The organism is Bacillus sp. A01H, assembly GCF_045277205.1.
Taxonomy (GTDB): domain Bacteria; phylum Bacillota; class Bacilli; order Bacillales; family Bacillaceae_G; genus Bacillus_A; species Bacillus_A paranthracis.
This window is the reverse complement of sequence record NZ_CP117702.1, coordinates 1404788-1425117: the sequence shown is the minus strand read 5'-3', so window position 1 is coordinate 1425117 and position 20330 is coordinate 1404788. Positions and strand designations below refer to the sequence as shown.

20 protein-coding genes are annotated in these 20330 nt (G+C 35.0%); 3 read left to right on the top strand and 17 right to left on the bottom strand.

Annotated elements, in window-relative coordinates; all coding sequences use genetic code 11:
* Window positions 1-33: 33 nt before the first annotated feature.
* From PSR14_RS07565 to inhA1, 11 genes are all read right to left on the bottom strand, one after another.
* Window positions 34-639 carry a DUF1648 domain-containing protein gene (locus PSR14_RS07565; protein WP_000598992.1) on the bottom strand — a complete coding sequence of 202 codons (606 nt, stop codon included), beginning with the start codon at window positions 637-639 and terminating at the stop codon, window positions 34-36.
* A gap of 91 nt (window positions 640-730) precedes the next feature.
* Window positions 731-1654 (bottom strand): RluA family pseudouridine synthase, encoded by a 924-nt coding sequence (locus PSR14_RS07560; RefSeq protein WP_000448363.1) that lies wholly within the window; start codon window positions 1652-1654, stop codon window positions 731-733.
* Between the two features lie 98 nt (window positions 1655-1752).
* Window positions 1753-2169, bottom strand: a complete 417-nt coding sequence (locus PSR14_RS07555) for a hypothetical protein (protein WP_000490297.1) — start codon at window positions 2167-2169, stop codon at window positions 1753-1755.
* A 101-nt stretch (window positions 2170-2270) separates the two neighbouring features.
* Window positions 2271-4463, bottom strand: coding sequence for an MMPL family transporter (locus tag PSR14_RS07550; protein ID WP_061185641.1), 2193 nt, complete (start codon window positions 4461-4463; stop codon window positions 2271-2273).
* Window positions 4464-4573: 110 nt separating this feature from the next.
* A complete protein-coding gene (locus PSR14_RS07545) occupies window positions 4574-5191 on the bottom strand; it encodes a phosphatase PAP2 family protein (protein WP_001996991.1) in 618 nt (205 codons plus the stop codon).
* 86 nt (window positions 5192-5277) lie between these two features.
* The gene (gene potD / locus PSR14_RS07540; RefSeq protein WP_000772498.1) at window positions 5278-6327 is read right to left on the bottom strand and encodes a spermidine/putrescine ABC transporter substrate-binding protein PotD; all 1050 of its coding nucleotides are present in this window, start codon (window positions 6325-6327) and stop codon (window positions 5278-5280) included.
* A 39-nt stretch (window positions 6328-6366) separates the two neighbouring features.
* On the bottom strand, window positions 6367-7167 hold the full coding sequence (gene potC / locus PSR14_RS07535) for a spermidine/putrescine ABC transporter permease PotC (RefSeq protein ID WP_000714204.1): 801 nt from the start codon (window positions 7165-7167) through the stop codon (window positions 6367-6369).
* A gap of 6 nt (window positions 7168-7173) precedes the next feature.
* Window positions 7174-8022 (bottom strand): spermidine/putrescine ABC transporter permease PotB, encoded by an 849-nt coding sequence (gene potB / locus PSR14_RS07530; RefSeq protein WP_000715494.1) that lies wholly within the window; start codon window positions 8020-8022, stop codon window positions 7174-7176.
* The gene (gene potA, locus PSR14_RS07525; RefSeq protein ID WP_000720320.1) at window positions 8019-9002 is read right to left on the bottom strand and encodes a spermidine/putrescine ABC transporter ATP-binding protein PotA; all 984 of its coding nucleotides are present in this window, start codon (window positions 9000-9002) and stop codon (window positions 8019-8021) included. The genes potB and potA overlap by 4 nt, the downstream gene beginning before the upstream one ends.
* 238 nt (window positions 9003-9240) lie before the next feature.
* Window positions 9241-10608 (bottom strand): aldehyde dehydrogenase, encoded by a 1368-nt coding sequence (locus PSR14_RS07520; RefSeq protein WP_000116809.1) that lies wholly within the window; start codon window positions 10606-10608, stop codon window positions 9241-9243.
* A 171-nt stretch (window positions 10609-10779) separates the two neighbouring features.
* On the bottom strand, window positions 10780-13170 hold the full coding sequence (inhA1, locus tag PSR14_RS07515) for a M6 family metalloprotease immune inhibitor InhA1 (protein ID WP_001035918.1): 2391 nt from the start codon (window positions 13168-13170) through the stop codon (window positions 10780-10782).
* 341 nt (window positions 13171-13511) lie between these two features.
* On the opposite strand from inhA1, the gene PSR14_RS07510 reads away from it, so the two are divergent.
* Together PSR14_RS07510 and PSR14_RS07505 are read left to right on the top strand one after the other, a co-directional pair.
* Window positions 13512-13646: an anti-repressor SinI family protein gene (locus PSR14_RS07510; RefSeq protein ID WP_000276217.1), complete on the top strand. Its 135-nt coding sequence runs from the start codon at window positions 13512-13514 to the stop codon at window positions 13644-13646.
* Window positions 13647-13725: 79 nt separating this feature from the next.
* Complete coding sequence (locus PSR14_RS07505; protein ID WP_000578880.1) at window positions 13726-14049, top strand: helix-turn-helix domain-containing protein; 324 nt, start codon at window positions 13726-13728, stop codon at window positions 14047-14049.
* Window positions 14050-14124: 75 nt separating this feature from the next.
* Here the strand turns inward: PSR14_RS07505 and calY are convergent, their stop codons facing one another.
* The 6 genes from calY to PSR14_RS07475 all read right to left on the bottom strand — a co-directional run bounded on the left by calY (window position 14125) and on the right by PSR14_RS07475 (window position 19150).
* The gene (calY, locus tag PSR14_RS07500; RefSeq protein ID WP_000053740.1) at window positions 14125-14718 is read right to left on the bottom strand and encodes a biofilm matrix protein CalY; all 594 of its coding nucleotides are present in this window, start codon (window positions 14716-14718) and stop codon (window positions 14125-14127) included.
* Window positions 14719-15141: 423 nt separating this feature from the next.
* Window positions 15142-15915 carry a DUF4047 domain-containing protein gene (locus PSR14_RS07495; RefSeq protein ID WP_098487017.1) on the bottom strand — a complete coding sequence of 258 codons (774 nt, stop codon included), beginning with the start codon at window positions 15913-15915 and terminating at the stop codon, window positions 15142-15144.
* A 160-nt stretch (window positions 15916-16075) separates the two neighbouring features.
* Window positions 16076-16663 (bottom strand): CalY family protein, encoded by a 588-nt coding sequence (locus PSR14_RS07490; RefSeq protein ID WP_000172834.1) that lies wholly within the window; start codon window positions 16661-16663, stop codon window positions 16076-16078.
* Window positions 16664-16725: 62 nt separating this feature from the next.
* On the bottom strand, window positions 16726-17295 hold the full coding sequence (sipW, locus tag PSR14_RS07485; protein WP_000767809.1) for a signal peptidase I SipW: 570 nt from the start codon (window positions 17293-17295) through the stop codon (window positions 16726-16728).
* A 185-nt stretch (window positions 17296-17480) separates the two neighbouring features.
* Window positions 17481-18767, bottom strand: a complete 1287-nt coding sequence (locus PSR14_RS07480; RefSeq protein ID WP_000247652.1) for a D-alanyl-D-alanine carboxypeptidase family protein — start codon at window positions 18765-18767, stop codon at window positions 17481-17483.
* Window positions 18768-18922: 155 nt separating this feature from the next.
* A complete protein-coding gene (locus PSR14_RS07475) occupies window positions 18923-19150 on the bottom strand; it encodes a hypothetical protein (protein WP_000251858.1) in 228 nt (75 codons plus the stop codon).
* Between the two features lie 365 nt (window positions 19151-19515).
* Here PSR14_RS07475 and PSR14_RS07470 point away from each other — a divergent pair, with 365 nt between their 5' ends.
* A complete protein-coding gene (locus tag PSR14_RS07470) occupies window positions 19516-20271 on the top strand; it encodes a class I SAM-dependent methyltransferase (RefSeq protein ID WP_000858642.1) in 756 nt (251 codons plus the stop codon).
* Window positions 20272-20330: the final 59 nt, after the last annotated feature.

The window sequence follows — 20330 nt, the reverse complement described above, 5'->3', positions numbered from 1 at the left end:
AAAAGAGTCTTCTCATAATGAGAAGACTCTTTTTTACGTTTCATAACTTTCTATTATGTATGAGTATAAAGCGTAGAACATAAACAAAATAGAACCACCACTTATTACGCTAAGTAACACATAAAATCCCCATTTCAAGTTCAAAAACAATGAAAACAATATACTACATGCCATCACTTGAAAAATCCGTCTACTCACTAAACGGATCTTTTTTAATTTGATTGGGTCTTTTTCCGTACTCTGAACTTTTTTAAACGCCTTACTAAGCATAAAAAGAAACATACTAATCCCTATTGTTAGTCCTGTTTGAAAGGATATCATGCTTCCAAAATTAATAAAGAGAATGAGCATATGGATAAACAACATAAATAAAGTAATCGTCTTTAGAAATCCACTTATAATGACATGCTCGTCTTCATTAAACTTATATATATTATGTGAAATAATATACATCAATCCATGTAAGAAAATAATAAGACAAGGAATAAGTGCTATAACAACTTGTTTACTCATAAACTCGTTTGGCCGACCATTTACATCCCAATGTACCGCCAAATGCTCTTGTAAATATGGATAGAGACATAGAGTAACTAAAAGACAAGCGAAAAATATTCCTAGTATATATTTATATTTGATCAAGTGATTCTCACCCCTCTTTTCTCTTAACGGCTTCGCTTCTTTTAGAGAAATTCCTGCAAAAATCTACTTTTCTCAACTTTAAACTTACACTTTACGCATTTACTCTTTGAAATTCTTTCATTGTGTCATTTAATTTTGTAGGAAATGGTACATCCACTTCAATCTCTTCTTTCGTAATTGGATGTAAAAAGTTTATCTTCATCGCATGTAACGCTTGCCTAGACATATATTTCGTTCCTCCACCATATAAAACATCCCCAACTAACGGATTACCATTATAGCTCATATGAACACGAATTTGATGGGTTCTACCAGTTTCTAATTGTAACGTTACAAGCGTAACATTTTGTTTTCTAAAATACTTCTCTACTTTATAATAGGTAATTGCTTGATCTCCCTTTGGAGAAACACGTCGTCTCGTCGCATGATGGCGATCTCTTCCGATAGCCGCGTCAATCGTTCCTTGCTTTTTTTTCACTTTGCCTTCTACAAGAGCTGCATATGTTCTTTTAATTTTTCGTTCCATTAATAAACGATCCATAATTGCACCAGCAATTCTATGTTTGGCAAACACGACACCACCTGTCGTATCTTTATCTAACCGATGAATATGACGAACCTTCGTCTCTAAACCTTGCATTTGAAAATGAAAGGCAACAAGATTTGCAAGTGTTCCCATCCCGCCTTTTTCAGAAGGATGCGTATCCATCTTCTCAGGCTTATTTACAATGAGTACATGATCGTCTTCATATACTACATGTAATTCACCATATTCAGGCTCTACATCGTATTCTTCCTCCATAAACATATGAACTTGCAACTTATCGCCTTCTTTTAAAAGCTCATTCCATCTTCTTTGTTCTCCATTAACGGTAACACCTTTTTCCATACGAAGCTGATGTAACAACTTTTTCGGTATTTCCCATTCTATTTTTAATAACGACTCAATGCTTATACCATTCCATTTCGCTGGCACAGTCATTTCGCACCATTCGCCCTTCTTCTTCGTTTCCATACTGTATCACCTTATTTCTATTGATTCTCTCATTGTAACGGAAAATACAATTTGATGCACCGTCAAAAATAGAGGACAGTCTTATAATAGACTGCCCCTCATGCTCTACGCCTTCTCATTTCCTGCAACACTTCTTCCGCTTTTTGTTCATATGATAAATCTTTAAAGAAATCCGCCAACCTCTTATAATCGTTATACGTATCTAATAAGTCATCCATCTTTTCTACTTTCATCACTTGTTGTTTTTGCTTCATTTTTACCGGATAACGATAGCCCGATACTTCTTGTATTTTGTAATACTCATCCTCTACTTGAATGACCTTTACAAGTTCCTCTTCTTCCGCATCCATCGTATACCCATCAAAATCTCTAAGCAATTCATAAATAATATGAGTCCATTCATCTTTTGGATAAAATCCTTTTTCTAACCGATAACCGACAATGCGATACATATGCCCATCGTTTTCTGCAAACTGTACTGTATCATTTAGCTTAAATTTAAAATAACGAAACATTGCCTTCACCTACTTATATGTAATGTTCTTATCACATACTATTTGCAAAATGTAGGTCTTGCTATTCATAAAAAAATACTCATCTATAAGATGAGTATTTTTTACGATGATTTTTCTTTTTTCTTTCGAAATGGTAACCACCAGTTCCAGTCTCCAAACAATTTCATTAAACTTGGTACGAGCATAAGACGAATAATTGTTGCATCAAGAAATATCGCTAATGCAACGCCAAGCCCCATTTGTCGTACTGGTAAAATATCAGTAAAAGCAAACGCACCAGTTACAACAATCATAATTAATGCAGCTGATGTAATAATTCTACTTGTTGAAACAAGTCCTTCTAACGTCGCCTGATCGTTATCCCCTGTTTCTTCATACAGTTCATGAATACGCGAAATAAGAAAGACTTCATAATCCATGCTAAGCCCAAAGACGAGGCCGAAAATGAAGATTGGTAAAACAAATAGAACTGGACTTGCTTCTAAACCAAAATGCCCACCTTCGAATAACCAAACAACAATTCCAATTGTTGCGCTTAAACTAAGTATATTCATAATAATCGCCTTAATTGGAATGAGTATAGATCGAAATGCAAATAATAATATAACAAAAGTCGATCCAAATATAACAGACATACCAATTGCAACTTTATCTTTAATTTCATCTTCTAACTCTTGTTGGAACGTCGTCATTCCGCCTAGATAATATGTAACGTTCGTTTCTTTATAATTTTGTTTAAAATCACGCACCCACTGTTTCGCAATTTCTGTACGTGGTTTTGTATGTAAAAAGACTTCGATTGTTGTCTTATTTCCTTTCGTATACGATTCAAATACCGGAGCTATTTTAGCAGCTTCTGGCGACTGTAACATCCCCGCAACTTGCTCTGATTTCATTCCATTTAAACTGTCGTATAAACTTCTTACTTCATATACTTTCTTATCATCTTTTAACTTTTGAACGACTTCTTCTACCTTTTGTAAACTTTCTTTTTCTTTCATATCTTTTTTCGTCTCTACCACTAACGTAACATCAGCATGTGTTTTTGCAGTTTTATTAAATGCCTCTTCGTACTTCTCATATGCAATTCTTGTATCACTTTGTTTAGGTAAAGCTTCTACGTCAGGGAACTGTAAATTAGCTGTACGTAATGGTAATAAACAAATCACAATAAATGTTGTAACAACAATAATCATCGCAATTGGATGTTTCATTACAAATTGTGCAAATGTACGCCATGCCTTTGCCGGCGTATGTGCTACTTGATTCTTTTTTAATATTCGTTTACCAATTAATGATAATAACGCTGGAAGAAGTGTGAGCGAGAATACAATACTCATAATCACAACAATCATTCCACTAATTGCGACAGACTGAATATAATCGATTTTAAAGAAAAACAAACCGGATAGGCCAACGAATACACATAATCCTGAAAATACGATTGCCCGCCCTGCTGTCTGATATGTAATTGCTATTGCTTCTTTTACCGTTCGCTTTGCAACTTCCTCTCGAAAACGATTTACAAATAATAGCGCAAAATCAATAGATAGCGCAAGTCCGATCATCGGTGCAACATTTAGCACAAAGATAGATAGTTCCTTATCACTACCTATAAAATATAATATGCCCATCGTACTAATAACACTAAGTGCCCCATTTACAATTGGTAAAATAGATGCCAAAAGGCTACCGAATGAAAATAGTAATACGAGAAATGCAATTGGTAACCCAATCATCTCTGCCACTTTTAAATCATTTTGCGTTCTTTCATTAATCTCTTTATTAATTTTCGGAAACCCTGTAGGTGTTACTTTTAATGCTGTATTACTTTCCTTTTCAATTTTATCAGCAAATTGTAATGTCTTTTCCATTCGTTCTTTATTTGTTTTCCCGGAAAATAAAATTGTCGCATAGCCGATATCATCTTGTAACATTTCTTTATTTTGCACTGGATGATGGAAAGATTCATATGTCTCTTTCTCTTGAACATTCTTTACAATTTCCTCTAACTGCTTTTTAAATTCCTCATGTGAAACACCTTTATTTTTTTCAAAAACGAGTAGGAGCGTATCTTGAGACCTCTTAAAATCTTTATCTAAAATTTCTTTCGTTTTTTGATAGTCCCCTTCTGTTTGGAAACCGTCACCACCTAATACTCCCGGTAGCTTTGGAGCGAAAATACCGAGCGCTATCGCAACCAATAGTAATGCTACTATTACTGTATAACGAAACTGATACAAAAAAGCTCCTAATTTTCCCCACTTATCTACTTTATGTACATTTGTTTTCACACATTTTCACCTACTTTACATCATTCAATTGTTACTTATAATGTATCACATCTTCATGCAAACAAAAAACGTCTGGAAACACTATAATGATAGTTTTTCCAGACGTCTTTTTATCTCTCTTTATTAAGTCCCAATCTCTCGGTAAGTAAACGATGGCAATAAATCGCCATAATTAACAAAATACCACCTACACAATAACCTGCTAAAATATCAGTTGGATAATGTACATTTAAAATGACTCTACTTAATCCAATCGATACGATTACTATTCCCATGAAAAGCGTTATTACATATTTTCCGATCACACTCTTTAAATTTGCCACAATGATATAAGTAAGAAATCCAAATGTCATAATAGATAACATTGCATGCCCACTAGGGAAACTATATCCAAGCGCATCCAACGTTTCATTTAACGACGGACGATCCCTTTTCATAATTTCTTTTATCCCTTTATTCACAAGATGTGTTGTTAAAATGCCCATTGGATATACAATCATCGCAGCATAATAACGTTTTCTCCAAAAAACAAGTAAACTTATAATAAGCACAGTTACAATCCCAATGGCAGAACCTAATTTTGTATAGTGTGAGAAAAATGTAAGCGAACTTTCTGTTTGTAACCCTTTTACTACCCCTCGGACATATGTATCCATCACTGTAACGCCGCCAGCATGTACTCGCCAAGCAACAATGCCAAATACAGCAAATAATAAACCAATACACATTACCTCATATTGATGCAACTTCTTCAAACGATTTCCTCCTACTATGAAAAAATGCGATTTCTACTGTAGAAACCGCATTTTCTTACTTATTTACCTTTTGTTTTTAACTCTGTCCAGTAACGGTCGTAGTCTTTTAGCTTATCGTCTACATCAACAAGCCATTCTGTACGATCTAATTCTTCTTTCGTTAAGAAGATCATGTGGTTATCACGATATTCTTTACTATGAAGAGGGTGAGCTTTTTCATTTGGATTACTGTATCCAATTGACTCGTAGTTTTTCACACTTACTTTTTCATCTAATAAGTAGTTCATAAACTTCTCTGCAAGCTCTTTGTTTTTTGCACCTTTTGGAATTGCTAACGTATCAGCCCAAATTGTGCCGCCTTCTTTTGGTACAACGTACTCTACATCTTTATTATCTTTTGCGATAAATGCTGCATCCCCAGACCAAACTGTTCCGATCCAAGCATCTTCTGTAATGAATTTTTGTTTAATATTATCTGTATCAAATGCTAATAAGTTTGGAAGTAGCTTCTGTAAATCAGTTGCTGCTGTCTTTAACTGTGCATCGTCTTTCGTGCTGTTTGAGAATCCATGCTTCTTAAGACCCATTCCTAACACTTCACGAGAATCATTTAATAAAGTTACATGCCCTTTATATTTCTCATTCCATAAGTCAGCCCAGCTTGTAGGTGCTTCCTTCACATACTTTTTATTGTATGCAATACCTGTTACGCCCCAAGTATATACTAAAGAATATTTATTCTCTGGATCAAACGCAGGTGTTTTGAAATTAGAAACCATGTTTTCGATATTTGGGATATTCTTTTTATCTAACGGCGCTAATAAATCCATTTTCGCCATCGTTTTAACCATATAATCCGACGGCTGAATTAAATCATACTTCGCGCCACCTGCTTGTAATTTCGCAAGCATTTCTTCATTACTTGCATACTTATCATAGTTAATTTTCACGTTATATTTCTTTTCAAAATCTCTTAGCACTTGCTCATCAAAATTGTCAGCCCAGCTATAAATGTTTAACTCTTCTTTTTTTTCACCACAACCAGCAAGTACACCAGCAACAAGGCTAAAGCTAATTGCTGCGCCGGCTAATCTTTTCATTAATTTCATCGGTTTTATTACCTCCTCGTACTTTCTATATCGTTCGTATTATAAAGGAAGGTGTCCTCCAGAGTTTTCTTCACCATCTGCACCTTTGTTACGGAAGATTTCAGATAGAACCATTAATCCTACGATAGCCACAATTAAAATTGTAGAAAGTGCATTAATTTCTGGTGATACTCCGCGCTTAACCATACTGTAAATGTATAATGGCAATGTTGTTGATCCTGGTCCTGATACGAAGAAACTAATTACAAAATCATCAATTGATAATGTGAATGTTAATAATGCAGCCGAAATAACTCCAGGTGCAATCGCTGGGAACGTTACAAAACGAAACGTTTGCCACGGCGTTGCTCCTAAATCATTCGCAGCCTCTTCTAAATCACGTCCCATACCAGAAAGACGTGCTGCTAAAATAACGACAACAAATGAAATACTAAATGTAATGTGTGCAATAATAATTGTTGTTTTACCAAGTTCCATACCTAATTGACTAAATAAAATAAGTAAAGATAATCCCATTAAAATATCAGGAATTAAAATTGGTAAATACACAAGACCATTAATAGCACCTTCATAACGATATTTATAACGATGTAATGCAATTGCGAAAATCACACCAAGAACAGTCGTTACAATCGTCGTTACGACCGCAATCGTCATACTATTTACAAACGCATCAATAACATCTTGTTTTTGAAATAAATCTGTATACCAATGGAATGTGAATCCTTCCCATTCCGCATTAATGCGAGAATCATTGAAGGAATACACCATTAAAACCATCATTGGAAAATACAAGAACAATAAAATTAACCAAGAATAAGAAACTAAAAACTTCTTCATCTTTGCCTATTCCCCTCCGTTCCCATCATATTTATATACTTTCGTTGCACGATAATATAAGTAAATTAACAGAACAGAGAATAGAACAACAATCATAGATAACGCAGATCCAAACGGCCAATCACGCGCTCCTAAGAATTGATTTTGAATTACGTTTCCGATTAATGCTACTTTCGATCCACCCATAACGTCTGATACAACAAACATTCCGATAGAAGAAACAAACACTAAAATAGAACCGGTAGCAATCCCTGACATCGTCATTGGTACTGTAACATTCCAAAATGCTTTTACTGGTGTTGCTCCTAAATCATAAGCTGCTTCTAGCTTACGCTTATCAAGCTGCTCAATCGCTGCATACACTGGTAAAATCATAAATGGTAATAAAGAATATACCATCCCAAGTATTACAGAAGGTGTATTATATAATAAATTTAAAGGCTCACTAATAATACCTAGCTTCAATAGCAATGTGTTTACAAGACCTTGTGAACGTAAAATAACAATCCATGCGTAAGAACGAACAAGGAAGTTAATCCAAAACGGGATCGTTGCCAATAATAAAAGAATGGAACGATATTTACGATCAACAATTGTAATTGTATATGCAAATGGATAACCGATCAGTAAACATATTACTGTCGTGATAACCGCAATTTTCACTGTTTCCCATAACGTCCCCATATATAAGGGGTCAAATACACGTGCTATGTTCTCTAATGTAAATTGCATTTCCACTGTCCCATATGCTCCGCGCTGCATGAAGGCAAATGCCAATACAAACAGAAGGGGAATTAGGAAGAATATTAACAGCCACGCGACTGTAGGTAGTGCGAGTAATTTCCCTTTTTTCAATTTAAGGTCACCTCGTCCTCTTGCTCCCAGCCTACGTATACATTATCTCCAATGCTCCACTGCGCTGCTTCTTCAGCAGTTTGATATGCCATTAGTAATTCTGATGTTTTCTCATCACGTACATAAAGCTTTTCCATATTTCCAACAAACTCAATGTCTTCAATATGTCCAAGGTGGTATTCTTTTAAAATCTGCTCTTCAACCGAACGCACTTTTACATTTTCAGGGCGAATTGCTACATAGCCTTCCCCGTTTTTCACAATATTATTTTCACCGATAAATGTCGCAACGAACAACGTTTTCGGCTTATTATAAATTTCTTTCGGCGTTCCGATTTGTTCAATATGGCCTTTATTCATAACAACGATACGATCACTCATGCTCATCGCTTCTTCTTGGTCGTGCGTTACGTATATGAACGTAATTCCTAAATTACGTTGTAAGTTTTTCAATTCACGTTGCAAGTCTTTTCTTAACTTAAAGTCTAATGCTCCAAGTGGCTCGTCTAGTAATAATACACGCGGGTTATTTACAATCGCTCTCGCAATTGCTACACGCTGCTGCTGTCCACCAGAAAGCTTTGCAGGTTTACGATTACGGAACTCAAGTAACTGCGTTAAACGCATTGCCTCTTCAGCACGCTCTTTTTGCTCTGCTGCCGGTACTTTCTGCATTTTCATACCGAAACAAATATTTTTCTCCACATTCATATGTGGGAATAACGCATAGTGTTGAAACACTAAGTTCATATGACGCTTATATGGTGGCAAATCGTTAATCTTTTCATCATCTAACAAAAGATTCCCTTTAGTTGGAGTTTCAAATCCTGCGATCATACGAAGTAACGTCGTTTTCCCGCAACCACTCGGCCCTAAAATCGTTAAAAATTCCCCTTCTTTAATATCTAAAGAAAGCGGTGGGATAATCACTTGATTTCCAAAATGTTTTTCTACTGCTTCAACTTTAATAATCTTTTTCATTTTCCCGTCCTATCTACCTCAAATTTAAATTTTTATATTCATGAATACATATTTATGTTCTATAGACTATTTTTTGTTTCGATCCAAACAAAAATGGTTATTTAGCAAGCGTTCACTTCTATTCTTTATGTAGTATGTTTGATTCATTTTCGCATGATACATAATGTCGAACAGAAAAACCCCTTCCATTGCGAAGGGGCTTTTATCATACGGCTACGCCTACTGATAAACACCATCATCATTTTAACAACTTTCGTATGAATTTTAAAGCACTTTTTGTAGAAGAGTAGCGAATTTTCATATCGAATGCCGTAGATTGGGCTAAAATGCTTTTATAATGTGAAAAAGTCCGAAAACTTTCTTCCCCATGATAACTCCCTAATCCACTACTTCCGACGCCACCAAAAGGTAAATATGGCGTTGCAAGATGATAGACGACATCATTAATACAGCCTCCGCCATATGAAATATTACTCGTCACTTTCTTTTGTACCTCTTTATCTTCAGAAAATACATATAACGCTAACGGCTTCGGATGTTGCTGGATTGTGCCAATTACATCTTCTATATTGTCATACTCTATGATTGGTAAAATCGGACCAAAAATTTCATCTTCCATAACGGAACTTTTCCATGTAACATTAGTTAACACTGTTGGTTCTATATGTAAAGTCTCTTTTTTATGGTTCCCGCCAATTACAGTTTTACCATCTTTCAAAAACGTACATAAACGTTCAAAATGACGCTCACTCACAATTCTTACATAATTATCATTGTGCAGTGGCTCTTTTCCATACTGCTCCTCAATTTCATGTCGCAACGCTTCAATTAACTGTTCTTTCACGGAAGCATGCACATACATATAATCAGGCGCTACACACGTTTGCCCTGCATTTAAAAACTTTCCCCACACAATCCTTCTTGCCGTTACATCTACTTTCGCATCTTTATGTACAATACATGGACTTTTCCCGCCAAGTTCTAACGTAAGCGGCGTCAACTGTTTTGCTGCTGCTTCCATGACAACTTTCCCAACGCCCACACTACCTGTGAAGAAAATATAATCAAATGGTTCTTTCAGCAAAGCTGTACTCTCTTCAACGCCGCCTTCTACTACCGCTACAAGCTCTTCTTGGAATAAATCCTCTAACATCCTTGTAATCACTTTGGAAACGTTTGGCGTTAACTCCGACGGTTTTAAAACGATTGTATTTCCAGCTGCTAGAGCTCCTACAAGCGGTGCAATTGCTAATTGAAACGGATAGTTCCACGGTGCAATAATAAGTGTCACACCGTACGGTTCAGGCACTACTTTCCCCTTTGATCCAAAATGAGTAAGTGCTGTTCGAACACGCTTCGGTTTACTCCACGATGAAATATGCTTCAATTGAAAAGAGATTTCTTTTAATACATATCCCACTTCCGTTGTAAATGACTCATGAACTGACTTATTTAAATCTAATTTTAACGCCTGAAATATTTCTTCTTCAAAACGCTGAATGCCTTCATAAAGCTTCTTCAAATTATTCTTTCTCACTTCTACACTTCTCGTATGGCCATTATAAAAATATTCCTTTTGTTTATTTACAATAGAAGAAACACTCATTCATTCACCTTCTCCCACTATTTTTATCCAATTCTTTCATTATTTATATAGACTTCATATATAATAAATTTCTATTCGTAAAGTTACATTATATATAATTTCTTTTTGTATATAAAATTCATTGCTCACAAAAAAACTACCGAAAGAAAATCTCTCGGTAGTTTTACTGTATTAACGATATAAACGAACAGCACCTGCAGAATTATCATCAGCTTGTCCTACTACTTCAAACTTCAGGCCAAGGTTCGGTAAAATACGTCCTGCATCTGGAATCTGTTGATTAATATATGTTTTTGAATCATCAAACTTCGGTACACCCGCTAAGCCATCATACGTAAATGTTCCACGCGTTGGAGATACAACTTTCCAAGCTGGTGTTTTGTCGAATGAGAACGCCGCATCAGCAATTTGGAATCGTGTACTACTCTTAACTGTCGGTTTACCATTTAAAGTTCCTACAATTGCTTCTGGGTGAGAATCAACTACGCCAAGGAAACCGTGTCCTGGATGTACGCCAACCCAGTTATCTGTGTAAGCTGAATCCGCATACCATACAACCATACCAGTGTTAAATACTGGACCGCGTGCAAATTTCAATGCGTTATCTGCACCAGCATAGTTTCTCCACTCTACATAATAGTTATGTTTTTTCTTCTCAGTTCCGTTAGATACAACGAAGCCGTCTAATTTTAATTGTGGTGTCCCTTCTGCATCATCAGAGAATACTACTTTACCATCTACTGTTAATGAAGCATTATCAAGCGCAAATCCATTTAATGCTAAACCACCATCAGTAATGTAATCAAATGTTAATTTTACTTTCTTACCTTTGAATTGGCTTAAGTCATATGATTTGTCAATCCATTTTCCATTTGTCGAATCTGCATTTCCACTATTAGCTTTCTCACCAAGTCTTTCAATTAACGTTTGTTGACCATCTTCTGTTACAGCATGTACTTCAAGGAAGTCATACTCTGCTTCGATTTCATATAATGATTTGAAATCAAATTTTGCAGTCGTTGCATTCGTTAAATCGAACAGTGGTGTTTCCATCTTCGTATGAAGATCGTCACCTTTTGTGCTGTAGTAATACTGTTTTCCAAATGCAGGATCAATTGTTTTTACATCTTTATCAGGTAAGTTAACACGAATCATACCTGGGCGGTTAGATTTCGTAACACTTTGGTCTAAATATGTCGCTAAACCGATACCTTTATTTAATTTCTCGTAATCTACTTCTACGATATTTGCCCAGTTACCACCGATTGTTTTTTGGAAAAACTCTTTATTTTGCGGTGAGAAACTTGTTGGCGTTGTTCCTGCAATTTTACCAGCCCAGCTTCCGCCACTCATAACAGACCAAGCTTCAATTGGCTCACCTTGACCGCTATATTGTGTATCGTACTCATCCGGAAGGCCTAAATCATGACCATATTCATGTGCGAATACACCAACCGCTCCATCTTCTGGTTCAATTGTGTAGTCAAATGCTGCAATCTTTCCGCCCCAATATGGAACTTTTGCTTGCGTGCCTTCAATTGGGAATGGCTTTGGTCCAACAGTCCAGCGATGTGACCAGATTGCATCGTCACCTAATTTACCACCACCTGCTTCTTGTCCAACACCCGCATGAATAATCATTAAGTGATCGATTAAACCGTCCGGTTGATTTTGATTTCCATCACCATTTACATCGTATTGATCGAACTGGTCAAACTCTGATAAATCAATGCCGCTATCTACAGCTGCTTTTAATGCATCTTTTACTAAATCACGAGGTCCTTTTGGCCCTTTATTATCATGACCACCGCTCGCAGCATCTGCACCGTAATCAGCAGCTTTACCAGGAACTGTTAACCATTTTGTAACTGTTCCGTCTACTGTATAACTACCGCCAGATTGCTCTTCATAATATTGTTTAAACGTTTCGATTTCACTTCCGTCATCTAATGTGAATGGCTCATTACCGAATAACATTTTTTCATAATGTTCTTTGTTAAAGTCTTCCGAATACATATAACCAGGTTCTTTATCGATATTGTTATGTTTAAAGTCAGCGTACTCTACAAGTAAAACGAGTACTTTATCTTTACGAACATCACCGTTATACGCTTTTTGCTTTGCCGGAGATGTTGGTACTTTACCATTTAGACCACCTTTAACTGGTCCTGTCGCTGCTGGTGTGCCTGTTGCTGGTTTGTCTAACTTTTCTTTCGTATCTGCTTTTGCATCTTTCACTTTCTTTAAAAAGTCCGATGCTTCTTTCGTAAGTGGGTCCCCATTTGATACTTCTTTCCCAGGATTTTCACCCTTTTTGTTCTCTACGTATTTTTCGACAGCTTTCTTTGTTTCTGTCTCTGAAGCCTTCGAATCAATTACCCCACGTTTTTTTAGAGCATCTGCTAAACGTTCTTCCGGAATTAAATGATCATCAACTGGGCTCGTAGCTGTCTTATTAACAGGCGTTTCAGCATATGCAGACTGACCACCTGCTCCGAATGAAAGACCTAATACAGCTGTCAAAGCGATCGATGATAAAACTTTGAACGGTTTCTTGTTCATCCCTTATTTCCTCCCCTAATAAATAATATGTATTACAAATTGAATTTTATTAAAAATTCAATATTTTTTCAATATTTAGTCATATTATGTAATGTTTTTAATATATTTGTAAAAATTTCATAGTTAGCATACGAATATATCACAATTCAACAATGTTTTCTGAAAATATTGAAAATATTTGTCAGAAACTTTATAATCGCCATAGAGGGAATTTAATGGGGATTTTATCTTTGTTTTATCTACAAAATATTTGATAATTCACTACATAAATACAAAATCTGATTGTATTATCACGTATTCTGTAGCAGCAGTTATGACCGATAATTAGGGAGGAATTACATTTGTACAAAGATAAGACTGACGCATTGGATCAAGAATGGATTGATTTAATACTTGAAGCTCTAGACGCTGGTATCGCTCTGCAAGATATCGAACATTTTTTCCAACGTATGAAACCATCAAGCCAGGCTCAATAGGTTTGTTCTTTTTAGCGAAGTTTATGTTATAATAATGACATCATAAGACGACGACATATTGATAGAAAGGTGCGCAAATATGATTGGAGAACGTATAAAACGCCTGCGTTTACAAAAAGGTATTTCATTAACTGAACTTGCCGAAAAAGCTGGTGTTGCTAAATCTTACATTAGTTCTATAGAACGAAATTTACAAAAAAACCCTTCCATTCAGTTTCTTGAAAAAATTGCAGCAGTTCTACAAATTCCAGTTGATACTCTACTTCATGATGAAACAACAAAGGAAAATCACTTAGACTCCGAATGGACACAACTCGTTAAAGATGCAATGAACTCCGGCGTCTCCAAAGAACAGTTTCGTGAATTTCTTGAATTTACAAAATGGAAGCAAGATCAAAAATAATAAATAGAAAGAAGTGCTTACAATCGGCACTTCTTTTTTCTTTATAAAAAAAAGCGGGGGATACCCGCTTTTTTATTATTTTTCTTCTCCAGCTTCTTGGTTAGCATTGAACGTCCATTCTAAATTCAATGAATCACCTTGGAAGATATTTTGGTCTTTTCCATCATCTACAAATTCAAATTGTACCCATAAATAATCCTCTGTACCAGCTTCTAATCCACCCTTTTCTCCCCACTCAGGAGCAAAAATGTCTTTAGCTAAAAGATCTGGATCAGTTTTTTGTAAGTCTGCTAAAGTTGTTTCATATACAGGCTCACTTTGTTTATCCCAGTTCCAAAGGAATTTCACTTTAACGTGCTTACCAAAGTCTTCACCAGCATTATCGCCCTTTGCATCTTTCACAGTATACTTTGTCGCTAGTTTAACGTCTTTAATTGTTAATGAACCGCTATTCTTTAATAAGAACTCTTTCTTAACAGAATCCCCTGGTTTTAAATCTTTAATATCTACAAGCGTTGTAGGGTCTAATGTAAGATCTAACGTCCCAGCCGCAAATGTATTATTCGATACTTCTTTATCGCTAAAGTATGCGAATGTTCCTCCACCAATTAAAGATAACCCCAATGCTGCTGATGCAACTCCCATACCTAATTTCTTTTTCAGACTCACAATCAATTCCCCCTAGCTGTTTTTTTATATTTTTATTGCTATCTCTTATTTAAAATAAGAGATGTAACTAAAACTATATTAGCATTAGCTAATATTTGTTCTTTTTTAAAAACCTTATGTTCATTATAACGAACAAACCTATATAAATACAACAAATATTTATTAATATTTTCAGTTATTTTTATTTCTCAATATTATTCTGAAATTTCCAAAAAATATTGAGAAATAAAAAATGCGAATTAATATTTAAACTAATTATTCTCCTTCACTATCATACTGTCAACTAGTTTTCTCCTATCTTCTAGATTTTTACATGTATCGTTAAAATAAAGAGGATACAGCCGAATAGGTGAGTCGCAATGCTCTCTCACCTATTCGGCTGTATAACCGCTATTCGCTCTATATGTTGCTGTATTTTACTTGCTATTCTTGTTTCTTACTCTCTTCTTGATTTTTTGCTTCCTCTTGTTTCTTCTTCTCTTCTAGCTTTTTCGCTTCCTCTTGTTTCTTCTCTTCTAGTTTTTTTGCTTCTTCTTGTTTCTTCTCTTCTAGTTTTTTCGCTTCCTCTTGTTTTTTCTCTTCTAGTTTTTTTGCTTCTTCTTGTTTCTTCTCTTCTAGTTCTTTTTGCTTCTCAGCCTCACTCACTTGTTTTGCTGTTTCATCTACTAGTAACTTCTCAAAATCTTGAATTTGTTTATCAATCACTTGTAAATTAACTTCTTTATCAATATACTCACAGTTTTCTTTTACTATATGGAAGCCAGCATTCACATACGAGAATACTTGCTTATTCGATTCAGTTGTATTTCCTTTTAACTCTTCTTGTACTTGATTATAAGGTTCTTCTATTGATTTATATACTTTTTGTAACGATTCTCTCTCAGTAGCTATCTTCTCACGCCCTTGCTTCCATATAACAAGCGCCTGTTCTAATTCCTGAGTGGATCTAACATTTAATTTTGATTTCATCCCTTCGTACTCATGCAAAATAACTTCCTTATGCTGCTTAGCTTGTTCTATTAATTGATCAACTGTTTTTGGAAAAATACTTGCTGTAGAAATAGTAGCCGCTACTTTCGTTTCATGAACGAAAGCTGCTTCTGTATAAGTCATCATTTGAGAGCCTAAATAAAAAGTAATAGAACACAAACATGGCAATATAAGCATCTTTTTGAATTTACGCGGTTGCTTCAGCATTTTAATCTCTCCTATCGAACAACTTGTTCTTTATCAAGAACTATATCTTTATTATAATAAAGTGAATTACAAAATGATATAAAAATTATGTTTCTTTTTATATTTCACTTTTAGCAAAAAAGAGACTATCATTTTTGATAGTCTCTTTTTCTTGTCCTTATTATTTTCCTTCAGCTTCACCTTGTTGTGCATCAAACGTCCAAGTTAATTGTAGCTTATCCCCCTGGAATTCATTTTGATCTTTTTTATTATCAACGAACTCAAATTTCACTTTGAATTTATCAGACTTACCTGCAGAAATACCTTTTTCATCCCAGAACCAAGCAGCTAAATCGTTATTTACCGCAGTAAGTGTGTCACCCTTCAATTTATCTAGCGTTGTTTCCTTTACGATTGTTTCATGCTTGTCTACATTTTTTAAGAATGTTACTTTAATATGTTTACCAAAATCATCTTTATTATCTTTCTTCACATCTTCTACATTGTAATCTGTTTTTAGTAGTACTTTTTTAATATCTAATGTCCCTTTATTTTCTAATTTGAATTCTTTTTCGACTGTATCACCAGGCTTTAAATTCGATACATTAACAACTGTTGATGGATTTAATGCTAAATCAAGCGTACCAGCCGCAAATGTATTGTTTGACACTTCTTTATCACTGAAAAACGCAAACGTTCCTCCGCCAACTAACGCTGCTCCTAATACTGCTGATGCGATACCCATTCCTAATTTTTTCTTTAAAGTCATGTCCATATCCCCTTGATTTATATATTTGTCAACTTCCTAAACGGAAAGTATAACCAAATGAACTAGACAGATTGTTCTACTTTTTTCTCTTTCTTTTCTCCGTCTATGCTACGAATAGCACCAAAAATAGTAATAGCGGAATATCCTAATAAAAAGACTCCTGGAATAATAAGAAGTAAAGCAGCTCCCGCTTTTGAATTTGCATAATTTAATGCATACCCTGCATAAGGAACTGTAATATCCGCGTATTTTCCAATGACATTCTCCGCAAGTACTGGTTCTAAATCAGCGCCGTTGTTGTTATCCCCTTTTGTTTCATACATTACTTTTCCATTTATATCTTTCACACCGATAATACGGTGAGTGATAATTTTTTCATCTTTCTCTTTAAAGGTAATAACATCACCTTTTTGATATTTAGAACCATCTTTCGTCGGCTCTATCGCAATGATTGATCCTGTTAAAAATGTTGGCTCCATCGATCCTGAAAGAACACTCTTAAATTGATATCCCATTACCGTTGGATCACCACCACTCGCTTTTGAAGAAATAACTACAAAAGCTAAGCAAACCATCAACGCAAATAAAACAAATGAGATAACGTTGCTAATCACCTTCCAAATTAATTTCATCGTTTCTCTTCCTCTCCGTTGTTTTATATTATTTGAAGTATGCAATATTCATTTTTGTTCTTTAACAAGAACACAACTAAATAATATAACGAACAAACTAAAAATGCAATAAGAAGATTTACAATTATTAGTTATTTTAAAAATAAAAAAGGCAGTTCATGCTGAACTGCCTTTTAATTAGTAATTTATTTTTCTTCTGATTTCATTCCTGTTGTATTTCGGCGTAGCACTACAAATAAAATAGCTCCAAATAGTACAGCAGCTCCTATCCCAATGCTTATTATTTTCACATTTGATTCTTTTACTTCAGGCGTAGCCGTATCTTTTTTAGGCATCGCAAAAGTAACATCTTCTTTTGAAAGAACATTTACCGTCGCAATTGTTTGATTATTTTTCGTAATATCAACTGCCCCAACTACCTCACCGCGATGGATTCCTTTATGATACAAAGAATCTTTATCTAATGTAGCCGCCCGGAACGTCGTCTTCACATTTTTCCCTTCATCTTTCTTAAGCATTAGTTCTGCACTTTTTTCAAGCTCACTATCAATATCTTTATTTAAATACGTTGTCTTTTGATGCCAACTATGTTTATCCAGTACAGTTTGCTTCACAAATTGACCGAAAGAATAGTCCGCCATCTGCTTTAAATCTTCATAAATTTCAGGTCTTTGAGAAGCCATTACTACATTTATAATACGATTTCCATCCTTCTCATTTAATAAAACGAGTGTATTGCGCGCTTCATTTGTAAAACCTGTCTTACCACCAATACTATATGGATTTTCAAAATAAGTAGATTTATTAAAAATAGACACCGTCTGCCTAGATGTCGTAACTGTCGTTCTTTTCGTATTCATCGCTTGTAAAATTTCAGGATACTTTTGCACACCTCTCGTAATCATAGCCATATCATATGGCGTAGTATAATGATTCGGATCATGCAATCCGTTTGGTGTTACAAAATGACTGTCGGTAGCGCCTAATTGCTTCGCTCTCTCATTCATCATATTAGCGAAATTCTCAACACTTCCGCCAATACGCTCCGCAATCGCATACGACACATCATTTGCACTCAGCACCATTAAAATCATAAGTGCAGTATTTCTATTAATCGTCTCACCAGGTTGAAACTCAATTTGATAATTACTCTTCTCTTGATCTAATGCTAATTGTGAAAATGTAAATTGATCCTCTGGCTTCGTATGTTCCATAAGTAAAATCGCCGTTAACACTTTCGTCATACTAGCCGGAAATGCACGGTGATGTGCGTTTTTATCATACAAAATATCTCCGGTTTTCGCATCAATTGTAGTTGCAAACTGACTAAAAACATTTGGTCCTTCCTTAGGTGGTGGCGCCACTTGTTCTGGATTCACTCCAATATTCGTCTCAGCACGTAACGTCATAGGTGTCAAAAAAAATAAACAAATAACGGTAACAAAAGCCAAAATTTTCTTTAAATTTACCATATGACTCTCCCTTTTCACTATACTCTCACAGTTTAAAAATTGAATCTACCAATCTATATGTAATTTGCATTAAATTGGAAGAATATTCACTGTTTTTTACTATATCATACTTTTACGATGAAGAACATAAATATACAATAAAAAATAAGAAAGAATTATTCTTTCTTATCCTTCTCATCAATCAATGAATCTATTAAATTTTGACTAGCTTCCTCAGGTGTAATCTCATCGGTCATCCCCATAAACGACCAACCTTTAGAATCGACCCACTCAACAAACTCTTGCAAAAACTCATCATGTGTAACATCCACATCAAGAATTGAGCCATTAATTGAAATCGTTCTATTTTTAGATACGCGCATCTTGAACGTTTTCCTTACCATTACGATAATTCTCCCTTTACTTTTGAATATTTATAAAATAATCTTGTATCTCTGTTATACATGATTTTAAGTAAATTGTAAAAAGGATATATTGGCCAATTTAGATATTGAAAATGGAAATCGCTTATCCTACATACCTCTCGTTCCATATACAAATGGTCATATTATTCAACAATTAAACCATTTAGATGAATAAAAAATCATGGTCTTTTGGAAGATATCACGCAAAATAGTATAATTTGAATAAGAGCACTAAGGTAGCTCCATTTAGATGAACTTTTACGTTGTAGACTTAGAGATTGATGCGGAAATTACTATTTGGTTCCTATTTCTATACATAATATTGCTGGAAAGAAGGTAGTAAGGTGAAAACAACAGAAAATTTTACTGACAAGGCCGATATATATGCGAAATATCGACCTAGTTATCCCAATGAATATATTGAGTATTTGCTTTCAGCTAACGAATTAAATGAGAATCAAATTGTGGCCGATATTGGTTCAGGTACAGGGATATTTAGCTGCCAGCTGCTTGAAAGTGGTTTACATGTTATTGGCGTTGAGCCAAATGACGACATGAGAAAAATGGCAGAGCACTCGTTAAAACGATATCCTCATTTTCAATCAATAAAAGCAACTGCCGAAAATACCACTTTAAAAGAAAATAGTGTGGATTTAGTAACTGTTGCTCAAGCATTTCATTGGTTTGATAAAGAAGCTTTCAAAATCGAATGCCAACGAATTTTGAAACAAAAAGCAAACGTTGCTCTTGTTTGGAATAGTAGAGATGTAACTAGTCCACTTATTAAAGAGAACGCAGAAATTTGCCAGAAAACCTGTCCAACCTTTAAAGGCTTTAGCGGTGGAATAGATGAAACTCCAGAAATGTTTAACAGCTTTTTTAAAGATGGAAAATACGAGTTTAAAGAATATCAAAATGATTTACTTTTTGATTATGAAGGCTTTTTAGGAAGGAATTTATCAGCGTCCTATGCTCCGAAAGAAAATGACGAAGAGTATAAAAGCTTTGTTCTTCTCCTATCAGAGTTATTCGATAAATACAGTAAGAATGGAAAAATTATTCTTCCAAACTTAACGCGAAGTTATTTGGGCAATGTGTAAACAGCTGGACATATAATTAACCCTCACCAATCGGACACGATCATTGAATAAACCTTAGC

Coding starts and splice junctions, on each gene's coding strand:
- PSR14_RS07560 (WP_000448363.1), bottom strand. CDS start 1,654: ATGGAAACGAAGAAGAAGGGCGAATGGTGCGAAATGACTGTGCCAGCG.
- PSR14_RS07555 (WP_000490297.1), bottom strand. CDS start 2,169: ATGTTTCGTTATTTTAAATTTAAGCTAAATGATACAGTACAGTTTGCA.
- PSR14_RS07545 (WP_001996991.1), bottom strand. CDS start 5,191: ATGTGTATTGGTTTATTATTTGCTGTATTTGGCATTGTTGCTTGGCGA.
- potD (WP_000772498.1), bottom strand. CDS start 6,327: ATGAAATTAATGAAAAGATTAGCCGGCGCAGCAATTAGCTTTAGCCTT.
- potC (WP_000714204.1), bottom strand. CDS start 7,167: ATGAAGAAGTTTTTAGTTTCTTATTCTTGGTTAATTTTATTGTTCTTG.
- potA (WP_000720320.1), bottom strand. CDS start 9,002: ATGAAAAAGATTATTAAAGTTGAAGCAGTAGAAAAACATTTTGGAAAT.
- PSR14_RS07520 (WP_000116809.1), bottom strand. CDS start 10,608: ATGAGTGTTTCTTCTATTGTAAATAAACAAAAGGAATATTTTTATAAT.
- inhA1 (WP_001035918.1), bottom strand. CDS start 13,170: ATGAACAAGAAACCGTTCAAAGTTTTATCATCGATCGCTTTGACAGCT.
- PSR14_RS07505 (WP_000578880.1), top strand. CDS start 13,726: ATGATTGGAGAACGTATAAAACGCCTGCGTTTACAAAAAGGTATTTCA.
- PSR14_RS07495 (WP_098487017.1), bottom strand. CDS start 15,915: ATGCTGAAGCAACCGCGTAAATTCAAAAAGATGCTTATATTGCCATGT.
- PSR14_RS07490 (WP_000172834.1), bottom strand. CDS start 16,663: ATGACTTTAAAGAAAAAATTAGGAATGGGTATCGCATCAGCAGTATTA.
- sipW (WP_000767809.1), bottom strand. CDS start 17,295: ATGAAATTAATTTGGAAGGTGATTAGCAACGTTATCTCATTTGTTTTA.
- PSR14_RS07480 (WP_000247652.1), bottom strand. CDS start 18,767: ATGGTAAATTTAAAGAAAATTTTGGCTTTTGTTACCGTTATTTGTTTA.
- PSR14_RS07475 (WP_000251858.1), bottom strand. CDS start 19,150: ATGGTAAGGAAAACGTTCAAGATGCGCGTATCTAAAAATAGAACGATT.